We start from the raw sequence: 23,992 nt of genomic DNA on the forward strand, positions 1-23,992 counted from the left end.
GCTAATCCATTTCTAATCATTTTTCTGGATTGCTTCGTCGACCTTACGGGTTCCTCGCAATGACGGTTTCTAAATTATTATTTTCTTAAACTAACGTTTATGTGGGGTTTATGTGTAAGGTGAGATAGTAATACTGAGTTATGGAATGAAAAAAATAAGCAATACCAAAAAATAATGAAAACAGCTATTAGTGGAGCATAAAAATCTGCTATATTTATAGATATAACCGAATTTGCAATAACTTGTTATATTGAATTTATGTTAAGTAAATAACTCTTACAACCTAAAGTTTAGGATTAAGGTAATTTAAAAGCACTTAACTAATTACTTAACGTTGATGAATAGGAAGAACATAGCAATAGGGGGACATATTCAAAGCAATCTAACTAACAAACAAAAAAAGGCCGTTTTGTTACTCTCAATCGGTACATTCTTAGAATATTTTGATCTGATGCTCTATATACATATGATGGTAGTTCTTAATGAACTTTTTTTCCCAAAATATGATCCGCATGCAGCACAATTACTTTTATCCTTTACTTTTTGTGCTACATATTTATTGAGACCTATAGGGGCATTAATTTTTGGATGGATTGGTGATAATGTAGGTCGTAAATCAACCGTTATTATCACCACTTTCATGATGGCAATTTCTTGTCTTATCATTGCTAATTTACCAACTTATGCTGAGATAGGTATCACTGCTACTGTGATTGTATCAATATGTCGTATTGTGCAAGGTATGAGTTCCATGGGAGAAATAATAGGGGCAATACTATATTTGAGCGAAACTATAAAACCACCACAACAATATCCAGCTGTATCACTATTGGCTTTTTTATCTGCATTAGGGGGAACATTTGCTTTAGGCATTGCATCTATGGCCATCTCTTACAATTTCAATTGGCGTTATGCTTTTTGGTTTGGTGCATCAGTTGCGTTAATTGGTTCAGTAGCTAGGACGACTTTAAGAGAAACACCAGAGTTTATTGATGCAAAACGTCGAATGAAAAGAATTTTTGCAGATATTAATGAAGAACAAGATATACTAAAAAATGACCCTATTTGGACAAAGAAAGTTGATAAAATCACAGCCTTATCTTTGTTTTTAATGAGTTGTATGTGGCCGGTATGTTTTTATTTAACATTTATTCATTGTGGAGAAATTCTTAGAAATAATTTTGGCTATAAGGTTGAACAAGTCATGTACCACAATTTTTGCGTTTCAGTGGTAGAAATGTTAGGAGGTCTGGTATCGGTATACTTAAGTTATTATATATATCCTATAGTGATTTTAAAAATCAGATTAGTAATTTTCTGGGGTTTTATTTTGATTTATCCATACTTATTAAATAATGTTAGAACGCCATTTGATATTCTTTTACTTCAGTCATTTATGATATTTTTTGCAATTCATGTTGTTCCAGCCACACCAATTTTTTACAAATATTTCCCTATCTTTAAACGTTTTACTTATTGTGCTTTTATACATGCTATGTCACGTACGGTAATGTATGTTATCACATCTTTTGGGCTTATTTATTTAACAGAATATTTAGGTAATTATGGATTGCTGATTATTACAATTCCAATCATGATTGGATATAGTTTTGGCATATTGCATTTTGAAAAATTAGAGAAAACAACTGGAAATTATCCTAAAAAGAAAAAATGGTTTCTCTTAATGAATTAGGTAGTATTATATGGTTAAATGATGTCTAAAGAAGAAGTATGAATAAAAAATTGTGTTATTAGGTTTGAAGAAATAAAATTTTTTGTGTTTAACACATTATTTATAGTGTATATCAATAAAATTGATAAAAACAAAATTATACTTGTTATTATTTTTTAATTATTATAATGTTGTATTACAAGTTATCAAATAATTAACTTGATCTACAGGATATATTTTATTAAATTAGAATATATATTAATAATTATTATTTTATAAGAGGTTTTTATGTCTAAAAATAATCAACAATGTAGTATTTTAAACCAAATAGTATAACTCAAGGTTGTCTTGGTGCTATCAAGGATTCGGCTACTGATCCGGGGGGTGCTACAGCTGCAGTTGGCTATGCAGCAGCACATGCTTTGGTGTCATCAACTCCAGTTGGTAGGTTTATAAAGGCTTTAGGGGGTGAAACTGCAGCAGCTTGTGGTGCAGGAGCAATTAATGCAGCTGTAGATAATTATAACACTCTGGATGTAGTACAAATTTGATAGGTGATCACCACACTATGGAGATGTTTGGTTATTGGAATCATCACTAAAATGATAAAAAAATATCTATTTTTATTATTGGGAGTTTGTATATTTGAGGTTGTTTTTCTCCAATGTTATGAACTCCCTACTCTTTTTCAGTTTCTATATATCTTGTTAACAATCTGTATATTCATAATATCTAGGATACATTTTTATTATATTAAGGACAAGAAGAAAAGAGTTCAACATATTTTAAGTTTTTTTGTAAAAATTGTGACATTCATTTGTATTTGGTTGGGCGTTATTATAATATTTATTATTGTAGATATTTATGAGCAAAAACCTTTAAATTGGTATCAATATTCAAAAACTAGCTTGAAGCTGATACCTATCTTCATAGGAGTTATCATCTTGTGTACTGTAGAACTAGTACGTGATCTGTCTAAGCTTGATAAAACATCATTAAAGTGACAAAAGTTTCGTGTTTTGTAAAATCACAGCCTTATCTTTGTTTTTAATGAATTGTGCTTGGTCGGTATGTTTTAAAGAAAAAATGGTTTCTCTTAATGAATTAGGTAGTATTATATGGTTAAATGATGTCTAAAGAAGGTTTAATTTTTGTTGGTGTAGTACTATCAGCACAAGGAATAAAGGGCAATGTTATAGTAAAATCTTTTACTATGCCAAATACTAATATCATTAAAATGAATTTAGTTGATGAATTAGGAGAAAAAATTATTCTAAAACTACTTAGTCAAAATTCTAAAGGTGATATAATATGTAGATTTAACCAAGTGAATAATAGAACCTCTGCTGAACAATTAAAGGGATGTAAGATTTTTTGTCATAGGTCAGATTTTCCTTCCTTAGGTGAAGAGGAATTTTACATTGAAGACTTAAAAGGTTTATTAGTACTAGATGCCAATTTAGTCGTTATAGGAAAAATTATAAATATTTTTAATTTTAATGCCGGTGATATTATTGAAATTGAGTTTGCCAGCAATAAAACAGTAGAGTTATTTCCTTTTAACAAACAATTTTTTCCAGTAATTACTAAAGAACATGCTATTCTTAATTTGAACGTACAATAACAATAGACCTCTTGCATAACCTAATCTAATTGGTAATTTTGTTGTCAAAACTCGTCTCCGTTCCTCACGTACATCTTAGTACGCTGCGGTACTCGACTTCGTTTTTCCTAAAAATTCCTCAATTATCTTTAGGTTAGGCAAGAGGTCTAATATCAAAATAACCTATTCGGCTTAGCTATAAAGGATTAATATTTGATGTTATGCGATTGATGTGTTAGAATATTTTCTGTGGATTAAACCTGTCCATTACCCACTGATATTAACATTTCCATTGGTATTGGCATTAGATAATGACCCAACAAAGCTTTCTAGATTCATTAAATCATCAGCAATTAGCAGCGGTTCTACACGTGCGTGGTTCTCTGCTTGTGCTTGCTGGAGCAGGGACTGGTAAAACTAAAGTATTAACAACAAGAATAGCCAACATAATTAATCAGGGTTTAGCGTCACCTAGCAATATTTTAGCAGTTACTTTTACCAATAAAGCGGCTAGAGAAATGCAAGAGCGAATCAGTAAAATGATTGATTGTTATGGGCTAAACATAGGCACTTTTCATTCTATAGCAGCCAAGATTTTACGCCAGCAAGCAGAGCATTTGAATCTTAACTTAAACAGTAGATTTACTATTATTAGTCATGATGATCAGCTTAAATTGGTTAAAGACATAGTTAAGCAAGAAAATATAGACCCCAAAAAATATGTTCCTAAAGTATTGCATATTATTATCTCACGTTGGAAGGATCAAGGATTATTGCCGTGTAAACTTTCGGAATCTGACATTAAGTTACCGATTCATAAAGTGGCTAAATCTATCTATGACGAGTATCAGCAAAATTTATTAGCATCTAACGTAGTGGATTTTGGAGATTTGCTACTATACAATAATGAGTTATTTATAAAAAATCCTGCAATATTAAAGCATTATCAGGAACGATATCAATATATTTTAATTGATGAATATCAAGATACCAACGCTGTCCAATATCTTTGGGCTAGGATGCTTGCGAGTAGCACAAAGAATATTTGTTGCGTTGGCGATGATGATCAATCTATATATGGTTGGCGTGGTGCGGAAATTGGTAATATATTACGTTTTGAAAAGGATTTTCCAGATGCTACAGTAATAAAATTAGAACAAAATTATAGGTCTAGTTCAGAAATTTTATCAGCGGCATCCAGTGTAATTGACAATAACAAGAATCGTCATGGTAAAACCTTGTGGACTGATAAAAATGATGGACAAAAAGTCAAAATTATATCTTGTTGGAACGATAAAGAAGAAGCAAGATTTGTTGTATCTGAAATTGACAAATTAGTTACAGAAGGTAAGTATAATGCCAGTTTAGTTGCGATATTAGTTAGAGCTGGTTTTCAAACTAGAGCATTTGAAGAAGTTCTGATTAGTAATGCATTACCGTATAAAATAATCGGTGGTCTTAAGTTTTATGAACGAATGGAAATACGCGACCTACTCTCCTACATACGTATCACTTTAAATCATAGTGATAGTCTTGCTCTTGAGCGTATAATAAATGTTCCAAGAAGAGCCATTGGCAATACTACATTAAAACAAATAAAAGATTATGCAGCTGAACATAACATACCTATTCTTATTGCTATTCGTCAAATGTTACAAGAAGGAGTTGTTAAAAATAAGGTCAAAGATAGTTTAAATCAGTTAATTACTAACATAGATAATTGGAATTTGCGATATCAAAACGAGCCAGCACTTAATGTGACAAAAGATTTATTAAAAGAATCAGGTTATCTACCAATGTTACAAGAAGAAAAGACTGACGAGGCAATTGGCAGGATTGAGAATATTAATGAAATGCTGAGAGCAATTGCAGAATTTGGTAATATTCAAGAATTTATCGAACATTCGAGTTTGGTAATGGAAAATGAAACGTTAGAATCAAATTTTGGTGGGTCTATTAGTATTATGACTCTACATGCTGCCAAAGGTCTTGAATTTGATTTAGTTTTTTTGCCCGGTTGGGAAGAGGGGGTTTTTCCACATCAAAGATCACTAAATGAAGATGGAGAGAAAGGTTTAGAAGAAGAGCGGAGAATTGCTTATGTTGGTATTACTAGAGCAAAGAAAGAGCTGTATATTACTTATGCCGAAAGTCGTTTTATGTTTCATGAAGTAATAAGGTCTTCTCCTTCTAGATTTCTTAGGGAAATACCGGATAATGTTTGTGTTAGAACTTCTTCAACCAAACAGCTTAATTATTTAGGGGCAAAGCACAAATTTTCTTTTTAACCTAACTTGATTAATATTTGAGCCATAGTAAATGTGCGTTTATTACTCGATAATCAAGTTTTTTGTAGGGATTATAAATAGTAGGTTGTTCGGAATATATCCAAGTCACAACATCTATCTTTAAACGCAAAATTTGTCATTCCCGCGTAAGCGAGAATCTAAACCCCTGCTTACGCAGGGGTGACACCACAACTGTTGAAAGTTAGAAGGTGGAGCGGATTTTAGATAGCTTTTTCGTCATTGCGAGACCACGCAAGTAGGTCGTGGCAATCCATTTTTGGTTAATTTTGTGGATTGCTTCGTCGACCTACGGTCTTCCTCGCTAATAGACGTTGACCACATATGACTTTAAACTACCTGGTCTAAAACTGCTTCCTCTTTTAACTTTCAACAGTTGTGGGGGTGACACTAAGTCGAACAGGGATGACACTAATATAAATATTTTTGTTTGAGATAGTTTAAAAATATTTCCGATTGAATTCGATCTTCACCCGTAGCGTCTTTAATTAATTCACTAGTACTTTTTAATGAGCCATAGTTTCTAAGATTATTATTCAAGAATTGGTTTATACCTTTGAATTCTCCTCTGGTGATTTCTTTTTTTATGTTATGATTCACTTCTTGTGCTTTTTTCATCAGCATTGAAGCAATAATTGCTCCGTTAGTATAAGATGGGAAATAACCAAAGCTGCCCATTGGCCAATGTATATCTTGTAAGCATCCATCTGTATCTGTTTGTGGAGTAATTCCTAAATATTCTTGCATCTTATTATTCCAATAATGCGGCAAATCATCCAAAGTTAGATCTCCGCTAATTAATAATTCTTCTAATTCAAGCCTAACTATTACATGTATTGGGTAAGTAACTTCATCTGCTTCTACTCTAATAAAACTAGGGGAGACTCTAGTCATTAATTTGTAAAGATTTTCCCCAGAATATTCTTGTCCTTTAAATCCGAATTCGTCCTTAAGTAGCATTGATAAAAATTCACAGAATTCTCGTGATCTACCTACTTGCATTTCCATAAATAGAGACTGACTTTCATGGACAGCCATACCCTTAGCCTTGCCTACAGGTTGGTTCTTATATTTGCTAGGCAGATTTTGTTCATATAAAGCATGACCTGTTTCATGTATAATTCCCATGATCCCTGAAATAAAATTACGTTCATCATACCTATTAGTTAATCTAATATCATCAGGAGTGCCTTGACAAAATGGATGAGCCGATTCATCTAATCTACCTTTAGTGCAATCAAACCCCATTATTGCCATAAGCCTTTTGGCAATTAGTTTTTGTTGTTCTTTATTAATAGTGTCAACTATAGGTAGGACATGTTCTTTGCTTTGTTTTTCTACTACCTGACTAATTAATTGCGGTATGGTTTTTTTAATATTATTAAAAACTACTTTAATTTCATCTAGTTTACGCTCAGGGTCATATGTGTCAAGTAAAGCATCATATTCAGTACAATTTAGGGTTTTGGCTTTAGATTTAGCCATTTCCCGTATACAATCTAATACTGTTTGTAGATAAGGTTTAAGTGATAGATAGTCATTATTCTTTTTAGCATTTCGCCAGATTAACTCACATTTTGCACTAGCAGTAACATATTTTTTTCTTAAATCATCATCTATACAGTTAGATTCTACGATCCGTCTTTTTGTTTCTCGTAAATTTGCTAATTGCCAAATATCTAGCATATCTTGGTTTTCAGAAACAGCCTGTATTAATTCACCGAGTTTTGGTGATTTTAATCTAGAATGTGCTATGGAAGATAATAGTGATATTTCGTTTGTTCTACTATCAATCGATCCTTGCGAAATGTTTACTGCGATATCCCAATAGAGTATACTAATCACGTTATTAATTTGAAAGATTTGCTCTAATTCTTGTTCTAACAATGTATAATGTTTCATATAATTATTCCCTAATTGTAACTATTTTTATAGTATACTAGTTTAGCAAAAATCACTATAATAAATACAAAAACTTGATTTTTTTATATATATAACTAACTCGACTAACATTACTTTCAATTCACAACATCATTGCGAGAAAGACCTTAGATAGACGAAGCAATCCACAAAAGTAACCAAAATGGATTGCTTCGTCGCTACTAAAGTAGCTCCTCGCAATGACGTTGTGAATTGAAAGTAATGTTAATCGGGTTAATTGCAATTATCCAATTTTTGGATAATTAATTATAACAAATTTATGTTATTATAAATTGACCATTATGAAAAATACATATTACATTACTACACCGATTTATTATGTCAATGATATACCTCACATAGGGCATGCTTATACAAGTGTTGCATCTGATGTAATAGCAAGATTTATGCGTTTATCAGGTAAAGATGTAATGTTTTTAACAGGTACTGATGAACATGGTCAGAAGGTAGAAAAATCGGCTATTGCCAAAAATGTTGAACCGCAAATATTTACTGATACGTTGTCTGAAACTTTTCGGACATTAATGCATTCAATGAACATTTCTAATAATGATTTTATTAGAACCACAGAAGCTAGGCATAAGCAAGCGGTAAGTAGTTTGTGGCAGACATTACTTGATAATGGTGATATTTACCTAGGTAGCTATAAAGGTTGGTATTCTGTACGTGACGAAACATTTTATAATGAATCAGAATTAACAGCCGACGGATTAGCTCCAACTCAAGCTCCTGTTGAATGGCTTGAAGAACCAAGTTACTTTTTTTCTTTATCAAAATGGCAAGATAAATTATTGGATTTTTACGATGCCAATCCTGATTTCATCAGACCAAATACCAGGCGTAACGAGGTTATTAGCTTTGTGAAATCAGGGCTGCATGATTTTTCTATATCGCGTTCTAGCTTTAACTGGGGGATTAAAGTGCCAAATGATAAACAGCATATAATATATGTATGGCTTGATGCGTTAACAAACTATATTTCAGCTTTAGGATACCCAAATGATACAAGCCAATATAATAAATTTTGGCCAGCTGATGTGCATGTGGTTGGTAAAGATATATTACGCTTTCATGCAGTATACTGGCCAGCATTTTTGATGGCAGCAGGGTTGCCGCTGCCAAAATGTATTATGGCACATGGATGGTGGCTTAATGAGGGGCAAAAAATATCGAAATCTATAGGAAATGTAATTGACCCACTGCAGTTAATAAAAGAATTTGGTTTAGATCCAGTTAGATATTATTTGATGAGAGAGATAATATTTGGCTCAGATGGAAGTTATTCTCGAAGTGGTTTTGTTAATAGAACCAATAGTGAGTTATCTAATAAAATTGGTAATTTGTTGCAAAGAACTCTAGCCTTTGTTTATAAGAATAATGATGCAAAAATTCCGTTAATTAGCCAAGAATCTATCAATAGCATTTATGAATCATTTTTAATTAAAACGTCACAACAAATTATATCAGAAAATTTAATATTTATGGATAGATTTGATATGAACTCGGTGTTAGAAAATATCATTACTTTAACTGAAGAAGCAAATATTTACATAGATCGAGAAGCCCCTTGGCAGTTAAAAAAAACTGATCCTATAAAGATGGCGGAAGTGCTATATACGCTACTTGAAACACTAAGATATATTGCTGTAATGTTACAACCATTTATCCCTGATTCAGCTAGTAAAATGCTTGATCAACTTGCTGTGCCAGAGAGCCAGAGAATGTTTAAACATTTAACCAAGGAGTTTAGTTTAACTCCAGGCAGCAGCATCAGTCAGCCAGAAGCTATATTTCCAAGATTTCAGATATAGTCAATCAAGGAGAATCTCTGCTTCGGTGCGGGATATTATAGTCAATTCAGGAGAATTTGGGGCTAGGAGCGATGGAGCGACGCCTATAAGTAATAGGCGAGAGACGAGTGACGACGTCCCCAACTTCTCATCAATTGACTATAGTACAACCAATACTAAAGTAACTTGGTAAAGACGTATCAATTATTATTTCTTTACCAAGTACTTTCTCAGGTAAGATTACTTTTTTGGCATGTAATAACATTTCCCTGGATAAAGCTATTGCTTCTAAGGTGCCGTATTTTCTGTCCCCTATTATAGGACAAGCTAGCATTTTCGCATGAAATCGAAGTTGATGCATCCTGCCAGTAAGAGGAGTAAACTCAACCAGTGTCAAATCATTATTTAACTTCTTAAGGAATTTATAGCGGGTTATCGATAATTTACCATTTTCCTCATCATTTTGCACAGTTTCATACGCCCCCCCCCCTATTCTTACCTATCATACCACTAATTTCTCCCTCGGATTGTGGAAGCTTACCTAAAACTACTGCTATATAGGTCTTTTGAATATCCTTCTCCTGAAAGGATTTAACTAATTTTATACTACTCGCATAATTTTTAGCAATTAGCAATATTCCTGAAGTATCTTTGTCTAACCTATGAACTAACTTAAAATCTGCCCCCCGACCATTTAAATATTGCAATGCATCATCTATAGATAGAGTTATCTTGCTACCACCTTGGGTGGCAAGACCTGACGGCTTATTGATTGCTATAAGCCACTCATCTTGGTAAATTAGATAATCCTTCAACAATTTACCAGCTAGTTTAATCGCTGAACTGGTAAAAATCCTATCAGAAGTTTTCAGAGGTTGTAAATTTAAACTATCCTCTATAAAAATTTGATCACCAACATTTATTCGCAGATTGGCTGCTACCTGACAAGAATTAACCATTATCTGCTTAAACCTTAAGGCACGCTCAATCACTCCTTGAGTAAGACTAGGATATAATTTTTTTAAGTAACGATCCAACCTACAAGGCAGTTCTAGATCAACATTTAATATTGCCACTTATGCACTCTTTAATAAAAAATAACTCCACAATATACAAGATAACAGTATAATTGCACAAATCTGATGGAATAAAGCTATTAATACAGGTACTGAATATAAAATAGTAGTTATGCCAGCTAACATTTGTAATAGCAATATACCAACAATGTAATAAGCTGCTTTATTTAATTTAGGATGCTTAGTTTTTATTAAGCTCACTACTAAAAATCCAGCACTAATACAAACTATATATGCTCCCATTCTATGAAAAAACTGAATAACCACAGGGTCGCTTAAACTATCTATAGTAAGTAGTTTAAACGTTAGTTCTTCAGGTATAAAATTATTACCCATTAATGGAAAGCTATTATATACCTGCCCAGCATCAAGACCTGCAACCAACCCCCCTAAAAAAATCTGTATATAAACTATACTAATAGTTACTAAACAACATAATTTTGCTGAATTCAAACTTATCGTTTGTTCATTTAGTAAAATATCAAAACTATTATTCATCAGCTGATAGAACAATAAATTATAGATGATAATCGCTATAATCAAATGCCCAGCTAAGCGGAAATGACTAACATATGGCTGCAAAATTAGCCCACTTTTTACCATATACCAACCCATAAACCCTTGAACCGCAAATAATAACAATATCCCCAAATATACTGGTAGTGATCTGCTAGCAATTTGCCTCGTCACCAAAAAATATACCAACGGTATCAGGTATAATAAACCAACAACTCTCCCAGCAAAACGATGAATAAATTCAATCCAAAAAATAAATTTAAACTCTGAGAGAGTCATATTAATATTTTTTTGCTTATATTCGACTGATTGCTGATATTTACTAAACTCACCCTGCCACTCAGCATTATTGAGTGGCGGGACAATACCTGATACTGGCTTCCATTCAACAATTGATAAACCAGCATCAGTAAGCCTAGTAAAACCACCCCAAAAAATCATAAAAACCACCATACAGCAGCATGCAGCCAACCAAGGCTTTATTAATAGTTGTGACATTAAACCCAATATCTTTGATATCTATAATATAACAGATTTTTTTGATCCACTAATAGCTGTTTTCATTATTTTTGTAATATTTTGTATTTTTTTAACATAGTCACCTTACGTATGGTATTTAAAAGTCATATAGAAAATAGCTTGGCGTCATTGCGAGCTGATGTATCCCCACGAAATTGTTGCAAAATAACACGAGTTGCCAATTAATTGATTTTAGTAAACCCTAGACTTCACAAGGTTTGAAGAACATTTAATCAGGTCAAAAAATGCAATAAATTCTCAAAATTAGAAATTTTTTAAAATACATAGCGTTTTGATTATACTTTTCACGTGTCAAATAGTTCGTAAACTGCTTGACATCTAGGTTTTATGAGCTAACTTAATTGGCAACTCGCGTAAAATAGCAAGAATTTCGTGGGGATAGATCAGCTCGCAATGACGCCAGACTATTTTCCATATGGCTTTTAAATTCCATGCGTAAGGTGAGTAATTAGTTATAGTGTTTTTTAACTCTTAATAACCACAGTTCCAGCGATTTTATCATGTAAAGCTTGGCGTTGTTTAGAAAATAGTATAAACCAAATACCAACTAGCACTAATACATATCCACAAAATCTTTTAATTAATTGGCATTTACTAGGTTTTTCAAGAGTTATTGCATCTACTATTTTCATATGCATAATAAGTTTTCCAGGTGTGGCTCCGCAATAAATCCAAAAACCAATAAAATATGTTGATACTAGAGCAAAGTTAATGATAAGCATTAAAATAAATAATGTAAAAATACCACTAGCAGTTATGTTTTGGAGTAATTCCGGTTTTCTGCTACCCATTATTAGTATATCAGCCATATTAGCTTTAAAAAATAATAAAGATAGTCTAGATAAAATAAAGGCAGTGATTGGCGTTGTAAAAATTGACAACAAAAATGAATCTAGACAAGAAGCAAAAAGCCTGGGAACTAGCTTGGAGTATATAATTTGTTTATTCATTTTTTTTTCTAGCTTATATTGTATAATTATTTCCGATAGACTCCTAGCCCCAAATTCTCCTGAATTGACTATATTATAAATTCTCTTTCGAAAGAAGTCTAATGTAATATAAGATCCAAACCATTACCAAGCATAATATTTAATAACTCACTGGAACGAGGCACTACATCAAGATTCGTAGCGATATCAATATGTTGTTTAGGTAGGAGTTTGATATTTTTGTGATGCATTATATAAGATTTTACCGTTACATATTTTTTATCTAACAGTCTAACTCTAATTAATGGTATGGTCACATCACGGTCGGAGTTATTGGTTATCTGGTAGGAAACTTTAATTTGTCCTATTTCTTTATTTTGTTCAACATGGATGTTTCCTATAGTTAGGATATTATCATTTTCTTTATACAAAGCTGGTATGTTAAGTTTTTCTTGAAATAACAATAATAATAAAAGAATAATTACGCTAAACAATAATATAGGTAAAATATTTGAATGTTGGGGAGTTTTGGGTGGTAATAAAACTGGTAAATTGGCACCTTTGGTCAAAAATATTTTATTATTTTCATTAGTGCTAGCATTTTTTGCTGTATGATGATTTGATATAATTGGTGGTTGTTGTTCATCAAGCTCTGCTTGCTGATACCAGATATGGTTACATTGTGAACATTTGACCTTCCTACCGGTCATACCTATTTGTTCTTTCGAAACTATAAAGTTAGTGTTACAACTTGGGCAAGAAATACTCATTTACGTACTCTAATTTAGATACTCAAATTATTTTAGTATATTAGGTTGACTTAAAGATAAAGTAAATTATGATTTTTTTTATAATTTAGCAAGGATGTTATGCAAAAACATATTAATACTATAGAAGAATTTTGGCAAATACGCGACAAATTAACCCAAAATTCAGAAAAAACTAATTATGCCAAACAAATATTGCAGGATATTATTAATGGTTTGAATCAAGGGGTAATCAGGGTTTGTAAGAAAGAAGGGGCTGATTGGCAAGTTAATCATTGGGTAAAAAAAGCTATTTTATTACATATGATGGTAACTGATCCACAAATTTACTCTGGAGATTGCATGAGGTGGTATGATAAAATTGCCCCCAAATTTTCTACAGATTATAGTACAGAATTATTTCAAACAGATGGCTGTCGTATTGTTCCCGGAGCAATTATTAGAACAGGGGTCTATTTAGCAAAAAACGTTGTTGTTATGCCTTCTTTTATTAATATAGGGGCATATATAGGAGAGGGAACAATGGTTGATACCTGGGCTACTATAGGCTCATGTGCCCAAATAGGTAAGAATTGTCATATTTCCGGTGGAACAGGTATTGGTGGTGTGTTAGAACCAATCCAAAATAATCCGGTAATAATCGAAGATAATTGTTTTATAGGTGCAAGATCAGAAATAGCAGAAGGAGTTTTAGTAGAAGAGGGAAGCGTAATTAGTATGGGAGTATTTATTGGTGCTTCTACGAAGATAGTAGATAGAGAAAGTGGCAAAATAATTTATGGTAAAGTTCCAGCCTATTCAGTTGTAGTACCTGGTAGCTTGCCTGCTGATTCAGGGAAACCAAGTTTATATTGTGCCGTAATCGTTAAGCAGGTAGATGCCGGAACTAGGAGTAAAGTATCTATAAATGATTTGTTAAGAGGCAATTAAAGATATGGGAAACAACGAATTAAAGATTATAGTTGAGACCAAAACCCTAACTCATGCTCTGACTTTTGCTAATTCTGTAGTAGAGAAACGTAATGTAGTTACCGAACTTAGTCATATTAAATTATCATCGAAGGATGGTAAACTAGAGTTAATGGCTACTAATATGGAAATATATTTAAGCCAGAAAATAGCTGCTCAAGTAATAAGTGAGGGGGCAATAACAGTATCTACTAAAACATTAAATGATATAGTAAAAAAGATACCTGATAAAGATATAGTACTCAATGTGTCAAATGAAACAGAGCAGCTTGAAATTGTAGGAAAGAATTGTGCTTTTAATCTTCTAACTTTACCTGCTGACCAATTCCCCACATTAGATGATATTAATGTTGAAGCTACTTTTAAAATACCTTGTCGTGACTTTGTTAAGATGATTGAGGGTACTTTGTTTTCAGTATCTCTTGATGAAACTCGCTATAATCTTAATGGTGTTTATTTTTACGTAAAAGATGAAGAATGTTATATGGCTAGCACTGATGGTCATAGATTATCAGTGTCAGTAGTGGAAATGACCTATGAGGTTAGCGAATTTGGCGTTATTTTATCTAAAAAAACTCTCGAAGAAATTGTCAAAATATTAAAAGATCCTAAAAATATTCAGTTAGAGGTAGAAATTTTTCTAAGTGTGAATAGGGTTAAATTTGTTTGCAATGATATTATGATGGTATCAAAACTAATTGATGGAACCTTTCCAGATTACCAAGGTTTTATTCCAGTAGAAAACAACTATAAGCTTACTATTAATACCAAATTGCTAGCTGATGTTATAGATAGAGTAGCAACAATAACTATAGATAAATTTCAAGCAATAAAATTAACTTTATCAAAAGATTTACTTGAAATTACGGCTTCTGGGGAAGCAAGGGGAGCAGCCAAAGAGACTATACCACATTCACTAGATGAAAATAATTTATGTGTTTTTGATCATGAAGAATCTTTGTCTATAGGTTTTAATCCTAAATATCTTACTGAAGCCCTCAATTCTATATTAAATGCTACTAAAGCAAACCAAGTTGACCTATATTTTTTGGATGCATCATCGCCAATGTTATTAAAAACGCTTCAGAATCCTAAAGACGTTTTCGTGATTATGCCAGTTAAAGTTTGATCACCACAAGAACATCACTTATAGCTCCTTGCTAATATAGTCAATTGATGAGAAGTTTAAGAAAACAATAATTGAGAAACCGTCATTGCGAGAAGGCGTAGCCGACGAAGCAATCCACAAAAGTGATTAGAAATGGATTGCCACGCCACCTACGGTGGCTCGCAATGACGCTTGAAATGCATAAATGTCATTGCAAGACCATGCAATGGTTTAAGCAATCCAGAAAGTGAGCAAAAATGGATTGCTTCGCCCATTACATGGTCTGGCAATGACGTTTTGTACTTTTCCGGAATTTTTAAATTGTCATGGGGTTTATGTGTAAGGTAAGTTAATAAGTTGTTTTAACAACTTTTAAAGTAGTGAAGGTATGTTTATGAATAAATTAAATGAAATAGATCAGTTGGTTTATCTTCTCTCTAAACTACCTGGTCTTGGTCAAAGATCAGCAAGGCGTATAGTCTTACATCTTTTACAAGAAAAAGATGTTAGGCTAAAAAGTCTAATTTCAGTTCTTTGTTGTGTAGATAGTAATGTTGTCAAATGTAATATTTGTGGTAACATAGATTCTCATCATATTTGCAGAGTATGTTCATCTGATGATCGCAACGAATCTATCATAGCAATTGTTGAGACAGTGACAGAATTATGGGCAATAGAGCGTAGTGGTATTTTTAAAGGGCATTATCATGTACTAGGGCATAATTTATCAACTTCTAATGGTCACAACCCCAAAGCACTAAGACTACCGGAATTATTAGCTAGATGCCAGGATAAGAACATTAATGAAATAATTATTGCAACTAATTCTACTTTAGAAGGTCAAACTACCGCTTATTTCATTACTGAATATTTCAAAAATTCCACCATCAAAATATCAAGACTAGCTAGTGGCATTCCAATAGGCGGAGAACTGGACTATTTGGATGAAGGAACTCTATCTGCTGCAATAACATTAAGACAGCCTTTTGAATAATTTATTAAAAGTTATTTATTTTATCAAAATATTAGGTATTATACATAAAGTGTTGGTTATATAATTTGATAACTTCTATTAATGAATTATTCAAGGTTACTATAATAAATTGTTTACATATATTGTTAAATGATTATTTAAATAGTTTAACCTTTTCTTAGTTATTTTATATTTCCCTCACTATACTACTTTGATCTTAAGAATTGAATTCCATTTTGAATGGTGATTACATATTAAACACTAATAAGATTAGTGAGCATGTAAATTCATGATAAAATGAGAAAGTGATTCTTAAAAACAAAGCAATATATCATTTTTTTAGGTAAAATAATCATATGCTCCAACTTCTTTGGGCTATTTTAGTTATATTTTTGATTCCTGTATTTTTTTATATTTGCAGGTATGCGATGTTTTCATGGTTCAATTTAAGAAGTAATTCAAAGACTAAAATATTAGCATTAGAACAGAAATTATCAGAACAAGATAATATTTTAAATCATGTTACTCATGAAATAAGGAGTTCAATACATGGCGGAAGTAGTATATCTCAATTTTTATATGAAAATTGGGATAAAATGGATGAGCAAGAGCATATAAAATATGTTGGTATAATAGCTAAGAATAATCAGCATATTATAAAATTAATTAATGATCTACTAGACCTATCTAAGTTTAGTACTGGGAGGATGAATTTTAATTTTGTTGCTATGGATTTATTATCTTCTATAAAAAATATTGTGCAACAATTTACAGAATTAAATATATTTAACGATAAAGTCAATATTATTCTTATTAATAATAAGATTACGAAAGCAATGATTAGTGGGGATGAAATTAGGATCAGTCAATTATTAAATAATTTATTTAATAATGCACTCAAATATACTAAAGAAGGGTTAATTGTGGCAATAATTAATTTAAAAAATTATGATGATAAGCCTTATTGGTCCTTTAGCTTAATCGATACAGGCATAGGAATCCCAGACTCAGAGCTTGAAAATGTTTTTGAAGTATTTACTCGTAGCTCACGAACTAATGATAATTCTATTATTGGTACTGGCATTGGTTTATCTATTTGCCGGGAAATTATATTAGCTCATAATGGCTATATTTATGCCGAAAATAACCGTAGAAAAGGAACAAGGGTAGAATTCATGATTCCTGTATATGATGAAAAAGAGACATAAAATGTTGGCAAAGTGTAATATTATAAAAGTATTTACTATACTTTTTGTTGATGATGAACCAATCTGCCATGACGCGATAAATTTAGTGCTACGTCATGAACAGAAATATAGAATTATCAATGCTTATACCGGGCAAGAAGGCATTGATTTATTTAAAATACATACTAACAAAATAGACCTAATATTTCTTGATATTTCTCTTCCTGATATGACAGGTTGTGAAGTGCATAAACAGATAAGAAGTGATAAAAATCTTGCTCATATTCCTATAATTTTCCAAAGTGGTTTGTCTAGCAATCATCAGGAAATACAAGAATTTTTACAAGAGCAAGCAACATACATAATCCGCAAACCATATAAAAATCAAGAATTGCTTAAAACTATAAGGCAGTTCTATAAAGCTCCATAGAGTTATAGTCAATTCAGGGAAATTAGGTAGCAGGAGTGATGATTAACGCCGTCACCAACTTCTCATCAATTGACTATAGGAATATCATAGGAGGGATTATATCACCTTCGAGTTTAGGCGTAACCAGGAAATTATTTAGCTATAGAAGTTATTTTTGCAAAATTGAAAAATTTAGATTAGTGAGTAGTATATAATATGGTATACTTCAAATAATTTGAATTATATAGTCAATTCAGGAAAATTTGGGGCTAGGATCGACGACGTCACCAACTTCTTATCAATTGACTATAGAAGAATATATAATTTTGACATAATGTAAAACTATAATATGAACATCAATGATAAAACTTACTATAGATGATATTGAAATTGAAGTAGAAGAGGGTACAACCGTATTTCGTGCCTGCAGCAAGCTTGGTATAGAAATCCCCCATTTCTGCTTTCATGAACGTTTGAAAATTGCTGGTAATTGTCGTATGTGCCTGGTAGAGATGGAAAAATCTCCCAAACCTATCGCCTCTTGTGCTACGCCTGTTGCCCCAGGTATGGTGATCCATACTAATACTATCGGCGTTAAAAAGGCTCGTGAAGGGGTAATGGAGTTTCTATTGATCAATCATCCTCTAGATTGTCCTATTTGTGACCAAGGAGGTGAGTGTGATCTACAGGATCAAGCATTTAAATATGGTGGAGTACGTTCTAGATTTTTGGAAAATAAAAGGACAGTCAAAGACAAATATATGGGACCTTTGATTAAAACCCAAATGACTAGATGCATACAATGTACAAGATGTATAAGGTTTGCCACTGATATTGCTGGAATTGAGGAAATAGGAGCTCTTTATAGAGGAGAGCATATGGAAGTTACCTCTTACCTTGAGCGTAGTCTTGCTTCAGAGTTGTCAGGCAATATTATCGATGTTTGTCCAGTTGGAGCATTAAATTCAAAGCCTTATTCTTTTAAAGCTCGTAGTTGGGAATTAAAGAAAACTGAATCAATAGATGTATTTGATGCCCAAGGTTGTAATATCAGGATCGATAGTAGGGGGGAGGAAGTAATGAGGATATTACCTAGGGTTAATGATGACATTAATGATGAGTGGATATCCGATAAAGCACGATTTGCTTATGATGGTTTGAAATATCAAAGGTTAGATTCTCCATATATCAGACAAAATGGTAAATTAGTTGAAGCCTCTTGGAATGATGCTATTGCCCTAGTAGCACAAAAGTTACAATCGCTTGCCGGTGATCAAATGGCGGCAATCGCTGGAACACTCGCCTGTACTGAATCAATGTTTTTATTAAAAACATTGTTACAGAAGCTAGGATGTAATAATTTTGATAGTAATCAATTTAATTATAAAATAGACCGATCTAGTAGAGGAAACTATCTATTTAACACAACGATTTCTGGACTTAAAAAAGCTGATCTTGCTTTGTTAATTGGGGCAAATATTAGGCAAATAGCTCCAGTCCTTAATGCTAGTATTGGTATATTACAAAGAGAGGGGAAGTTAAAAATAGCTCGAATTGGTAATATTAGCGATCAAACTTATTCTATCAATGAATTAGGGGCTAGCCCTGAAATAATTAAAGCAATAATATCAGGAGACCATCAATTTTCTAAGGAGTTGGCAGCCGCAAAAAATCCAATAATAATCATTGGTGATGGAGTATATTCTCGGGAGGATGGTTATGCTATTTTGGCGCTCATTCATCAGATGGTGGATAAATATAAGATAGTTAGAGAGGATTGGAATGGTTTTAATATATTGCATAACCATGCGTCAATGGTCGGTAGTTTAGATATAGGTTTTAGCCCTAAAAATTCTAGTGCTAAGGGTGGTGGTAATGGGGTTTATGAAATCTTACAAAAGGCAGAAATAGGTGATATCAAATTTGTCTATTTACTAGGTAGTGATGAGATTGATATGAGTAAAATAAAATCATCTTTTGTTGTATATCAAGGGCATCACGGTGATAATGGAGCAAATGCAGCAAATGTTATTTTTCCTGCTAGTAGCTATACAGAGAAAGATGCTATTTACCTAAATTTTGAAGGAAGACCACAATATGCTAGGGCGGCAACTAATCCAGTAGGACAAGCAAAAGAAGATTGGCTTATTATAAATAACCTAGCCAGTGGTTTAGGGCTAAATCTTGGTATGAATAATTTAGTTGAAATAAGAAATAAGTTGGCAGCAGAGTTTCCAGTATTTGACAATATTTCTGAAATAATGAGTGGTGACTTTATAAAATTTACCTCTACAGATAAATTACTTAACTATGATATAGTTACTAAACCGATAAATTATTACATGACAGATTCAATTAGTAGGGCATCTATTACTATGGCAAAGTGTTTGGAATCAAAACAAGAAAGGGAAAAAGTTGCATGATATCGTTATTTCAACAATATCTATTGCCGTTAATTATTGTGGCATTGAAAGTCCTATCTATCACTATTCCTCTTTTGCTGTGTGTAGCATATCTTACCTATGCTGAGCGAAGAGTAATAGGTTTAATGCAGTTAAGAAAAGGTCCAAATGTCGTTGGATATTTTGGGTTGTTGCAACCAATTGCTGATGCAGTAAAACTATTATTTAAAGAAACAATTATACCAAAGCAAGCTGATAAAATATTATTCACCTTGGCTCCTATGGTTACCTTTGTGCTTAGTTTAATTGGTTGGGCAGTGATACCTTTTGATACAAAACTGGTATTAGCTGACATCAATGTTGGTGTTTTATATATTATGGCAATCTCATCATTGGGGGTTTATGGTATAATCATAGCTGGTTGGGCAAGTAATTCGAAATATGCTTTCCTTGGGGCTATTCGTTCGTCGGCTCAGATGATTTCATACGAAGTATCTATAGGGTTGGTGATTGTTACTGTACTTTTAACGACGGGAACTCTTAATCTTTCAGAAATCATAGAAAGGCAACAATTATTGCCTTGGTGGGTTGATTTGATGTTGTTACCTATGGCAGTAATATTCTTCATATCAGTACTTGTAGAAACTAATAGATTGCCTTTTGATTTATCAGAGGCTGAATCTGAGCTGGTTGCTGGTTATAATGTTGAATATTCTTCGATGGGTTTTGCCTTATTTTTTCTTGGTGAATATGCTAATATGATTTTAGCTAGCGGTATGACCACAACATTCTTCTTAGGTGGTTATTTCCCGCCTTTTGGCATTAAATTCTTGAATTTTATACCAGGCTTTATTTGGTTTATAGTAAAAGTTGGGTTGTTATTATTTTGTTTCTTATGGATAAGAGCGACATTACCTAGATATCGTTACGACAAGTTAATGCGTTTAGGTTGGAAAGTATTTTTACCTTTTACTTTATTTTGGGTGGTGTTAGTATCAAGTGTTTTAATGTTTACTGGTAATTTACCAAACTAGCTAAAATAATTCACCTTACGCATGGCATTTAAAAGTCATAGGGAAAACAACCTGACACTATTAGCGAGGTGCCACTGGTGGGTCAAAGCAATGAATGTGGATTGCCACGACCTACTTGCGTGGTCTCGTAATGGCGTCTTGTACTTAATTCTGCAATTTTTTAATTGCCACGGGGTTTATGCGTAAGGCGAGTAAGTAATGAATACCTTTATTAGTTAATTTATAAATGAATTTTATAGGAGAATTTTATGGGAACATATTTAACCGTTGGCATAGTGCAAAATATTGCAGTCGATAAGAGACGCATAAAGTATCCAGATATAACAGTTGAGCATATTACCAGGCGATTAAACGATGAACTAAATCTTGATTATTATAATTATAGTGAAGATAATGACGGATATTACTGGGAAATTAAACCACAAACTCTTGAAGGAAACCTAGTGGATTTTCTAGATGCTCAATTCCAAATGTACACAAGTAAAAAACATAGCAATATGCAAGAGGTTATTGAAAAATTAACAAAAACTAAGAACGGCGAAGAAATAATAAAATTAGCCGCAGATGAACATTTTGTTAATTTTCAGTTAGTTGAGCAAATAATTGAATATGTAGAGGTAATCCGTGACAACGGCTTTAGCGAGCATATCTGCCTATGTTACAGTTTAATCTCGTATTTTATGGATGGAAAAATCATCATGGAAGGTTACGGTGGGATGTTCAGATATTTTGAACATAATATACGTTTGCAAAGAGAAAAATACCCTTTAGCAGATTGTATAAAAGTCATGATTACTAGTTAAAATAAATATAGAGTTAGATTTATGTCAAATATTAGTCCTAGGGTTGATATTGCCTTTAAAAAAATCTTCGGAGTTGAAGAGAATAAGGATTTGCTTATTTCGCTGATCAATTCGATTGTATCTAGAGAAGACCAAGTAACAGAAGTACAACTTCTCAATCCATATAATCCAAAAAATTTCAAGAGCAATAAACTGTCAATTTTAGATATTAAAGCTCAAGGAAAAGATGGCAAAAGATTTAATATCGAAATGCAAATTACTGATGCGGATGATTATGACAAAAGAGCTCTATATTATTGGGCAAAGTTATATACTGAGCAATTAAAGAATGCAGAAGATTATGCTACTTTATCGAAAGCCATTGGTATTCATATATTAAATTTTACCTCTATTTTACATGAAAATAAATATCATAATGTGTTTCATATAGTAGAAAAAGATAGTGGTTTGTTATATTTTAAAGATTTAGAATTGCATACTATTGAGCTAAATAAGTTTACTAATAATCCGAAGGAGCAGCTGACGGACATAGTAAAGAAGGTAAAAACCTCTCTTGATAGATGGAGTACTTTTTTAACTAGACATGATTTGCTGAACAAAGATAATTTACCTAAAGAGTTAAATGATGCTAGCCTAAAAAAAGCCCTGACAGTTCTGGATGTGATGAATTTCACTAAAGAAGAACGTGATTCATATGAAGAACACCTGAAATGGCTACGTATTGAAGCTAACACTCTCAAGAAAGCACGGAGGGAAGGCAAAGAAGAAGGTAGAGTAGAAGGTAGAGTAGAAGGTATCCAAATTGGTGAAGCTAAGGGAGAAGCTAAATTAATAAAAATGATGATAGAAAATGGCAGTTCTATTGAGGAAATAGCGAAAATGACGGGTCTAGCTATTACCAGAATTAATGAATTATTGGAAAATAAAAATGCCTCTTAATATCTTTCATAGTTTAATATAGCTAATCCGATTAGTATTTGTCCATTTGCTTAAATAAAAAAATGTCATGTATGGACGAGTTGGTTTGTTAACAAAGAAAATAAAGCTACAAAGGAGGCATTCATTCTTGCGTAGACATATTATGAACATGTCAAAAATAACTAAAGTAATTATATATTTTTAATTTTTTAGCTTTTGTCCAAAGCCCAAAAGTTACTCAATAACTTTATTCAATTGTACATCATGCAAATTACGACAAACATTTTCAATTGCCTGCTCGTAATCAATAAGTTCCGCTATAGTCCAATTAAACTGGTCGAAAATATTATATGCATTATTGATCTGACTATTAATACCAGCTGTATTAAGTCTTACATTAGATAATAACTTTTTTATTAATTCTGTTTCCTGTGTTTTTTTATATTCATCATGGTTTGCTGTACCAAATTCTGCAATATTATGCATCTCTCTGGTTCGTATTTGTATTTCTATGTTACGTTCATAAATATCAACTACAGCTATAACATGCAAAGAACGATAGCCATTATTCTTAGGATTATCAATATAGTTTTTAGACTTCTTGATATTAACAGAATAGAGATTGTAAATAATAGCCAATACTTTGTAACAATCTTCTTTTTTATCAACTATAATTCTAAAAGCAATTATATCAGTTAATTCTTTCAAAGTAATAGTTTTTCTTAATATCTTCTTTAAAACAGAACAAGGATCTTTTAATCTGTAATGTATTTCAGCTACTATATCATTTTTATATAGTTTAGTACTAATATCACCTATGATATTACGTAAGTTGTTAGTATTTGTATCTTGCATAATTATACTCTACTATAATGCAGTGAACTTGTTTAAAATACTTATGACTTCTTTGACTTATGCGGGAAGTCTAATAATTTAAGTTGTAGCTTAGCTAATATTTAACCTGAAAGAATATATTAAAACCTATATTAAAATTATTTTAATATATTAAGTGTTGTAAAATATTTCAATTGTTAAAAAGTATTAAGTAT

General features: G+C 32.2%; 21 protein-coding genes and 1 pseudogene. 16 read left to right on the forward strand and 6 right to left on the reverse strand.

What is annotated here, in order from left to right; translation table 11 throughout:
- Positions 1-337 precede the first annotated feature (337 nt).
- The 5 genes from AAGD20_RS04085 (at position 338) to AAGD20_RS04105 (ending at position 5,563) form a co-directional block, all read left to right on the forward strand.
- Entirely contained in the window at positions 338-1,693 is a 1,356-nt protein-coding gene (locus tag AAGD20_RS04085; protein WP_341748571.1) for an MFS transporter, read from the forward strand.
- A gap of 401 nt (positions 1,694-2,094) precedes the next feature.
- On the forward strand, positions 2,095-2,223 hold the full coding sequence (locus AAGD20_RS04090) for a hypothetical protein (protein WP_341748572.1): 129 nt from the start codon (positions 2,095-2,097) through the stop codon (positions 2,221-2,223).
- Positions 2,224-2,274: 51 nt separating this feature from the next.
- Entirely contained in the window at positions 2,275-2,676 is a 402-nt protein-coding gene (locus AAGD20_RS04095) for a hypothetical protein (protein ID WP_341748573.1), read from the forward strand.
- A gap of 122 nt (positions 2,677-2,798) precedes the next feature.
- Positions 2,799-3,296 carry a ribosome maturation factor RimM gene (rimM, locus tag AAGD20_RS04100; RefSeq protein ID WP_341748574.1) on the forward strand — a complete coding sequence of 166 codons (498 nt, stop codon included), beginning with the start codon at positions 2,799-2,801 and terminating at the stop codon, positions 3,294-3,296.
- 290 nt (positions 3,297-3,586) lie between these two features.
- On the forward strand, positions 3,587-5,563 hold the full coding sequence (locus AAGD20_RS04105; RefSeq protein WP_341748575.1) for a UvrD-helicase domain-containing protein: 1,977 nt from the start codon (positions 3,587-3,589) through the stop codon (positions 5,561-5,563).
- Positions 5,564-5,992: 429 nt separating this feature from the next.
- Here the strand turns inward: AAGD20_RS04105 and AAGD20_RS04110 are convergent, their stop codons facing one another.
- Positions 5,993-7,483, reverse strand: a complete 1,491-nt coding sequence (locus tag AAGD20_RS04110; protein WP_341748576.1) for a carboxypeptidase M32 — start codon at positions 7,481-7,483, stop codon at positions 5,993-5,995.
- Between the two features lie 320 nt (positions 7,484-7,803).
- Here AAGD20_RS04110 and metG point away from each other — a divergent pair, with 320 nt between their 5' ends.
- Together metG and AAGD20_RS04120 are read left to right on the forward strand one after the other, a co-directional pair.
- Complete coding sequence (gene metG / locus AAGD20_RS04115) at positions 7,804-9,333, forward strand: methionine--tRNA ligase (protein ID WP_341748577.1); 1,530 nt, start codon at positions 7,804-7,806, stop codon at positions 9,331-9,333.
- 25 nt (positions 9,334-9,358) lie between these two features.
- A complete protein-coding gene (locus AAGD20_RS04120) occupies positions 9,359-9,505 on the forward strand; it encodes a palindromic element RPE2 domain-containing protein (RefSeq protein WP_341748578.1) in 147 nt (48 codons plus the stop codon).
- Here AAGD20_RS04120 and AAGD20_RS04125 read toward each other — a convergent pair.
- From AAGD20_RS04125 to AAGD20_RS04140, 4 genes and pseudogenes are all read right to left on the reverse strand, one after another.
- Positions 9,464-10,382, reverse strand: a pseudogene (locus tag AAGD20_RS04125) (RluA family pseudouridine synthase). The gene AAGD20_RS04120 and the pseudogene AAGD20_RS04125 overlap by 42 nt on opposite strands.
- A 6-nt stretch (positions 10,383-10,388) precedes the next feature.
- A complete protein-coding gene (locus AAGD20_RS04130) occupies positions 10,389-11,402 on the reverse strand; it encodes a COX15/CtaA family protein (protein ID WP_341748579.1) in 1,014 nt (337 codons plus the stop codon).
- A gap of 506 nt (positions 11,403-11,908) precedes the next feature.
- Positions 11,909-12,394 carry an RDD family protein gene (locus tag AAGD20_RS04135; protein WP_094649838.1) on the reverse strand — a complete coding sequence of 162 codons (486 nt, stop codon included), beginning with the start codon at positions 12,392-12,394 and terminating at the stop codon, positions 11,909-11,911.
- A 98-nt stretch (positions 12,395-12,492) separates the two neighbouring features.
- On the reverse strand, positions 12,493-13,143 hold the full coding sequence (locus tag AAGD20_RS04140; RefSeq protein ID WP_341748580.1) for an MJ0042-type zinc finger domain-containing protein: 651 nt from the start codon (positions 13,141-13,143) through the stop codon (positions 12,493-12,495).
- 99 nt (positions 13,144-13,242) lie between these two features.
- Between AAGD20_RS04140 and dapD the strand changes: the two genes are divergently transcribed.
- The 9 genes from dapD (at position 13,243) to AAGD20_RS04185 (ending at position 22,964) form a co-directional block, all read left to right on the forward strand.
- Entirely contained in the window at positions 13,243-14,070 is an 828-nt protein-coding gene (dapD, locus tag AAGD20_RS04145) for a 2,3,4,5-tetrahydropyridine-2,6-dicarboxylate N-succinyltransferase (protein WP_341748581.1), read from the forward strand.
- A gap of 4 nt (positions 14,071-14,074) precedes the next feature.
- Positions 14,075-15,238, forward strand: a complete 1,164-nt coding sequence (dnaN, locus tag AAGD20_RS04150; protein WP_094649099.1) for a DNA polymerase III subunit beta — start codon at positions 14,075-14,077, stop codon at positions 15,236-15,238.
- A 373-nt stretch (positions 15,239-15,611) separates the two neighbouring features.
- Positions 15,612-16,211, forward strand: coding sequence for a recombination mediator RecR (recR, locus tag AAGD20_RS04155; protein WP_094649100.1), 600 nt, complete (start codon positions 15,612-15,614; stop codon positions 16,209-16,211).
- Positions 16,212-16,618: 407 nt separating this feature from the next.
- Complete coding sequence (locus tag AAGD20_RS04160) at positions 16,619-17,398, forward strand: HAMP domain-containing sensor histidine kinase (RefSeq protein WP_341748582.1); 780 nt, start codon at positions 16,619-16,621, stop codon at positions 17,396-17,398.
- Positions 17,379-17,807 carry a response regulator gene (locus AAGD20_RS04165; RefSeq protein WP_094649102.1) on the forward strand — a complete coding sequence of 143 codons (429 nt, stop codon included), beginning with the start codon at positions 17,379-17,381 and terminating at the stop codon, positions 17,805-17,807. The genes AAGD20_RS04160 and AAGD20_RS04165 overlap by 20 nt, the downstream gene beginning before the upstream one ends.
- 338 nt (positions 17,808-18,145) lie before the next feature.
- Positions 18,146-20,209: an NADH-quinone oxidoreductase subunit NuoG gene (gene nuoG / locus AAGD20_RS04170; RefSeq protein WP_341748583.1), complete on the forward strand. Its 2,064-nt coding sequence runs from the start codon at positions 18,146-18,148 to the stop codon at positions 20,207-20,209.
- Entirely contained in the window at positions 20,206-21,222 is a 1,017-nt protein-coding gene (gene nuoH / locus AAGD20_RS04175) for an NADH-quinone oxidoreductase subunit NuoH (RefSeq protein ID WP_341748584.1), read from the forward strand. The genes nuoG and nuoH overlap by 4 nt, the downstream gene beginning before the upstream one ends.
- Positions 21,223-21,470: 248 nt before the next feature.
- Positions 21,471-22,025: a hypothetical protein gene (locus tag AAGD20_RS04180; protein ID WP_094649105.1), complete on the forward strand. Its 555-nt coding sequence runs from the start codon at positions 21,471-21,473 to the stop codon at positions 22,023-22,025.
- A gap of 21 nt (positions 22,026-22,046) precedes the next feature.
- Positions 22,047-22,964, forward strand: coding sequence for an Rpn family recombination-promoting nuclease/putative transposase (locus AAGD20_RS04185; protein WP_341748585.1), 918 nt, complete (start codon positions 22,047-22,049; stop codon positions 22,962-22,964).
- 213 nt (positions 22,965-23,177) lie between these two features.
- Here AAGD20_RS04185 and AAGD20_RS04190 read toward each other — a convergent pair whose 3' ends face one another.
- The gene (locus tag AAGD20_RS04190; RefSeq protein ID WP_341748586.1) at positions 23,178-23,798 is read right to left on the reverse strand and encodes a bifunctional (p)ppGpp synthetase/guanosine-3',5'-bis(diphosphate) 3'-pyrophosphohydrolase; all 621 of its coding nucleotides are present in this window, start codon (positions 23,796-23,798) and stop codon (positions 23,178-23,180) included.
- Positions 23,799-23,992: the final 194 nt, after the last annotated feature.

Origin of the sequence: Candidatus Tisiphia endosymbiont of Sialis lutaria (assembly GCF_964026535.1) — a bacterium.
Taxonomy (GTDB): domain Bacteria; phylum Pseudomonadota; class Alphaproteobacteria; order Rickettsiales; family Rickettsiaceae; genus Tisiphia.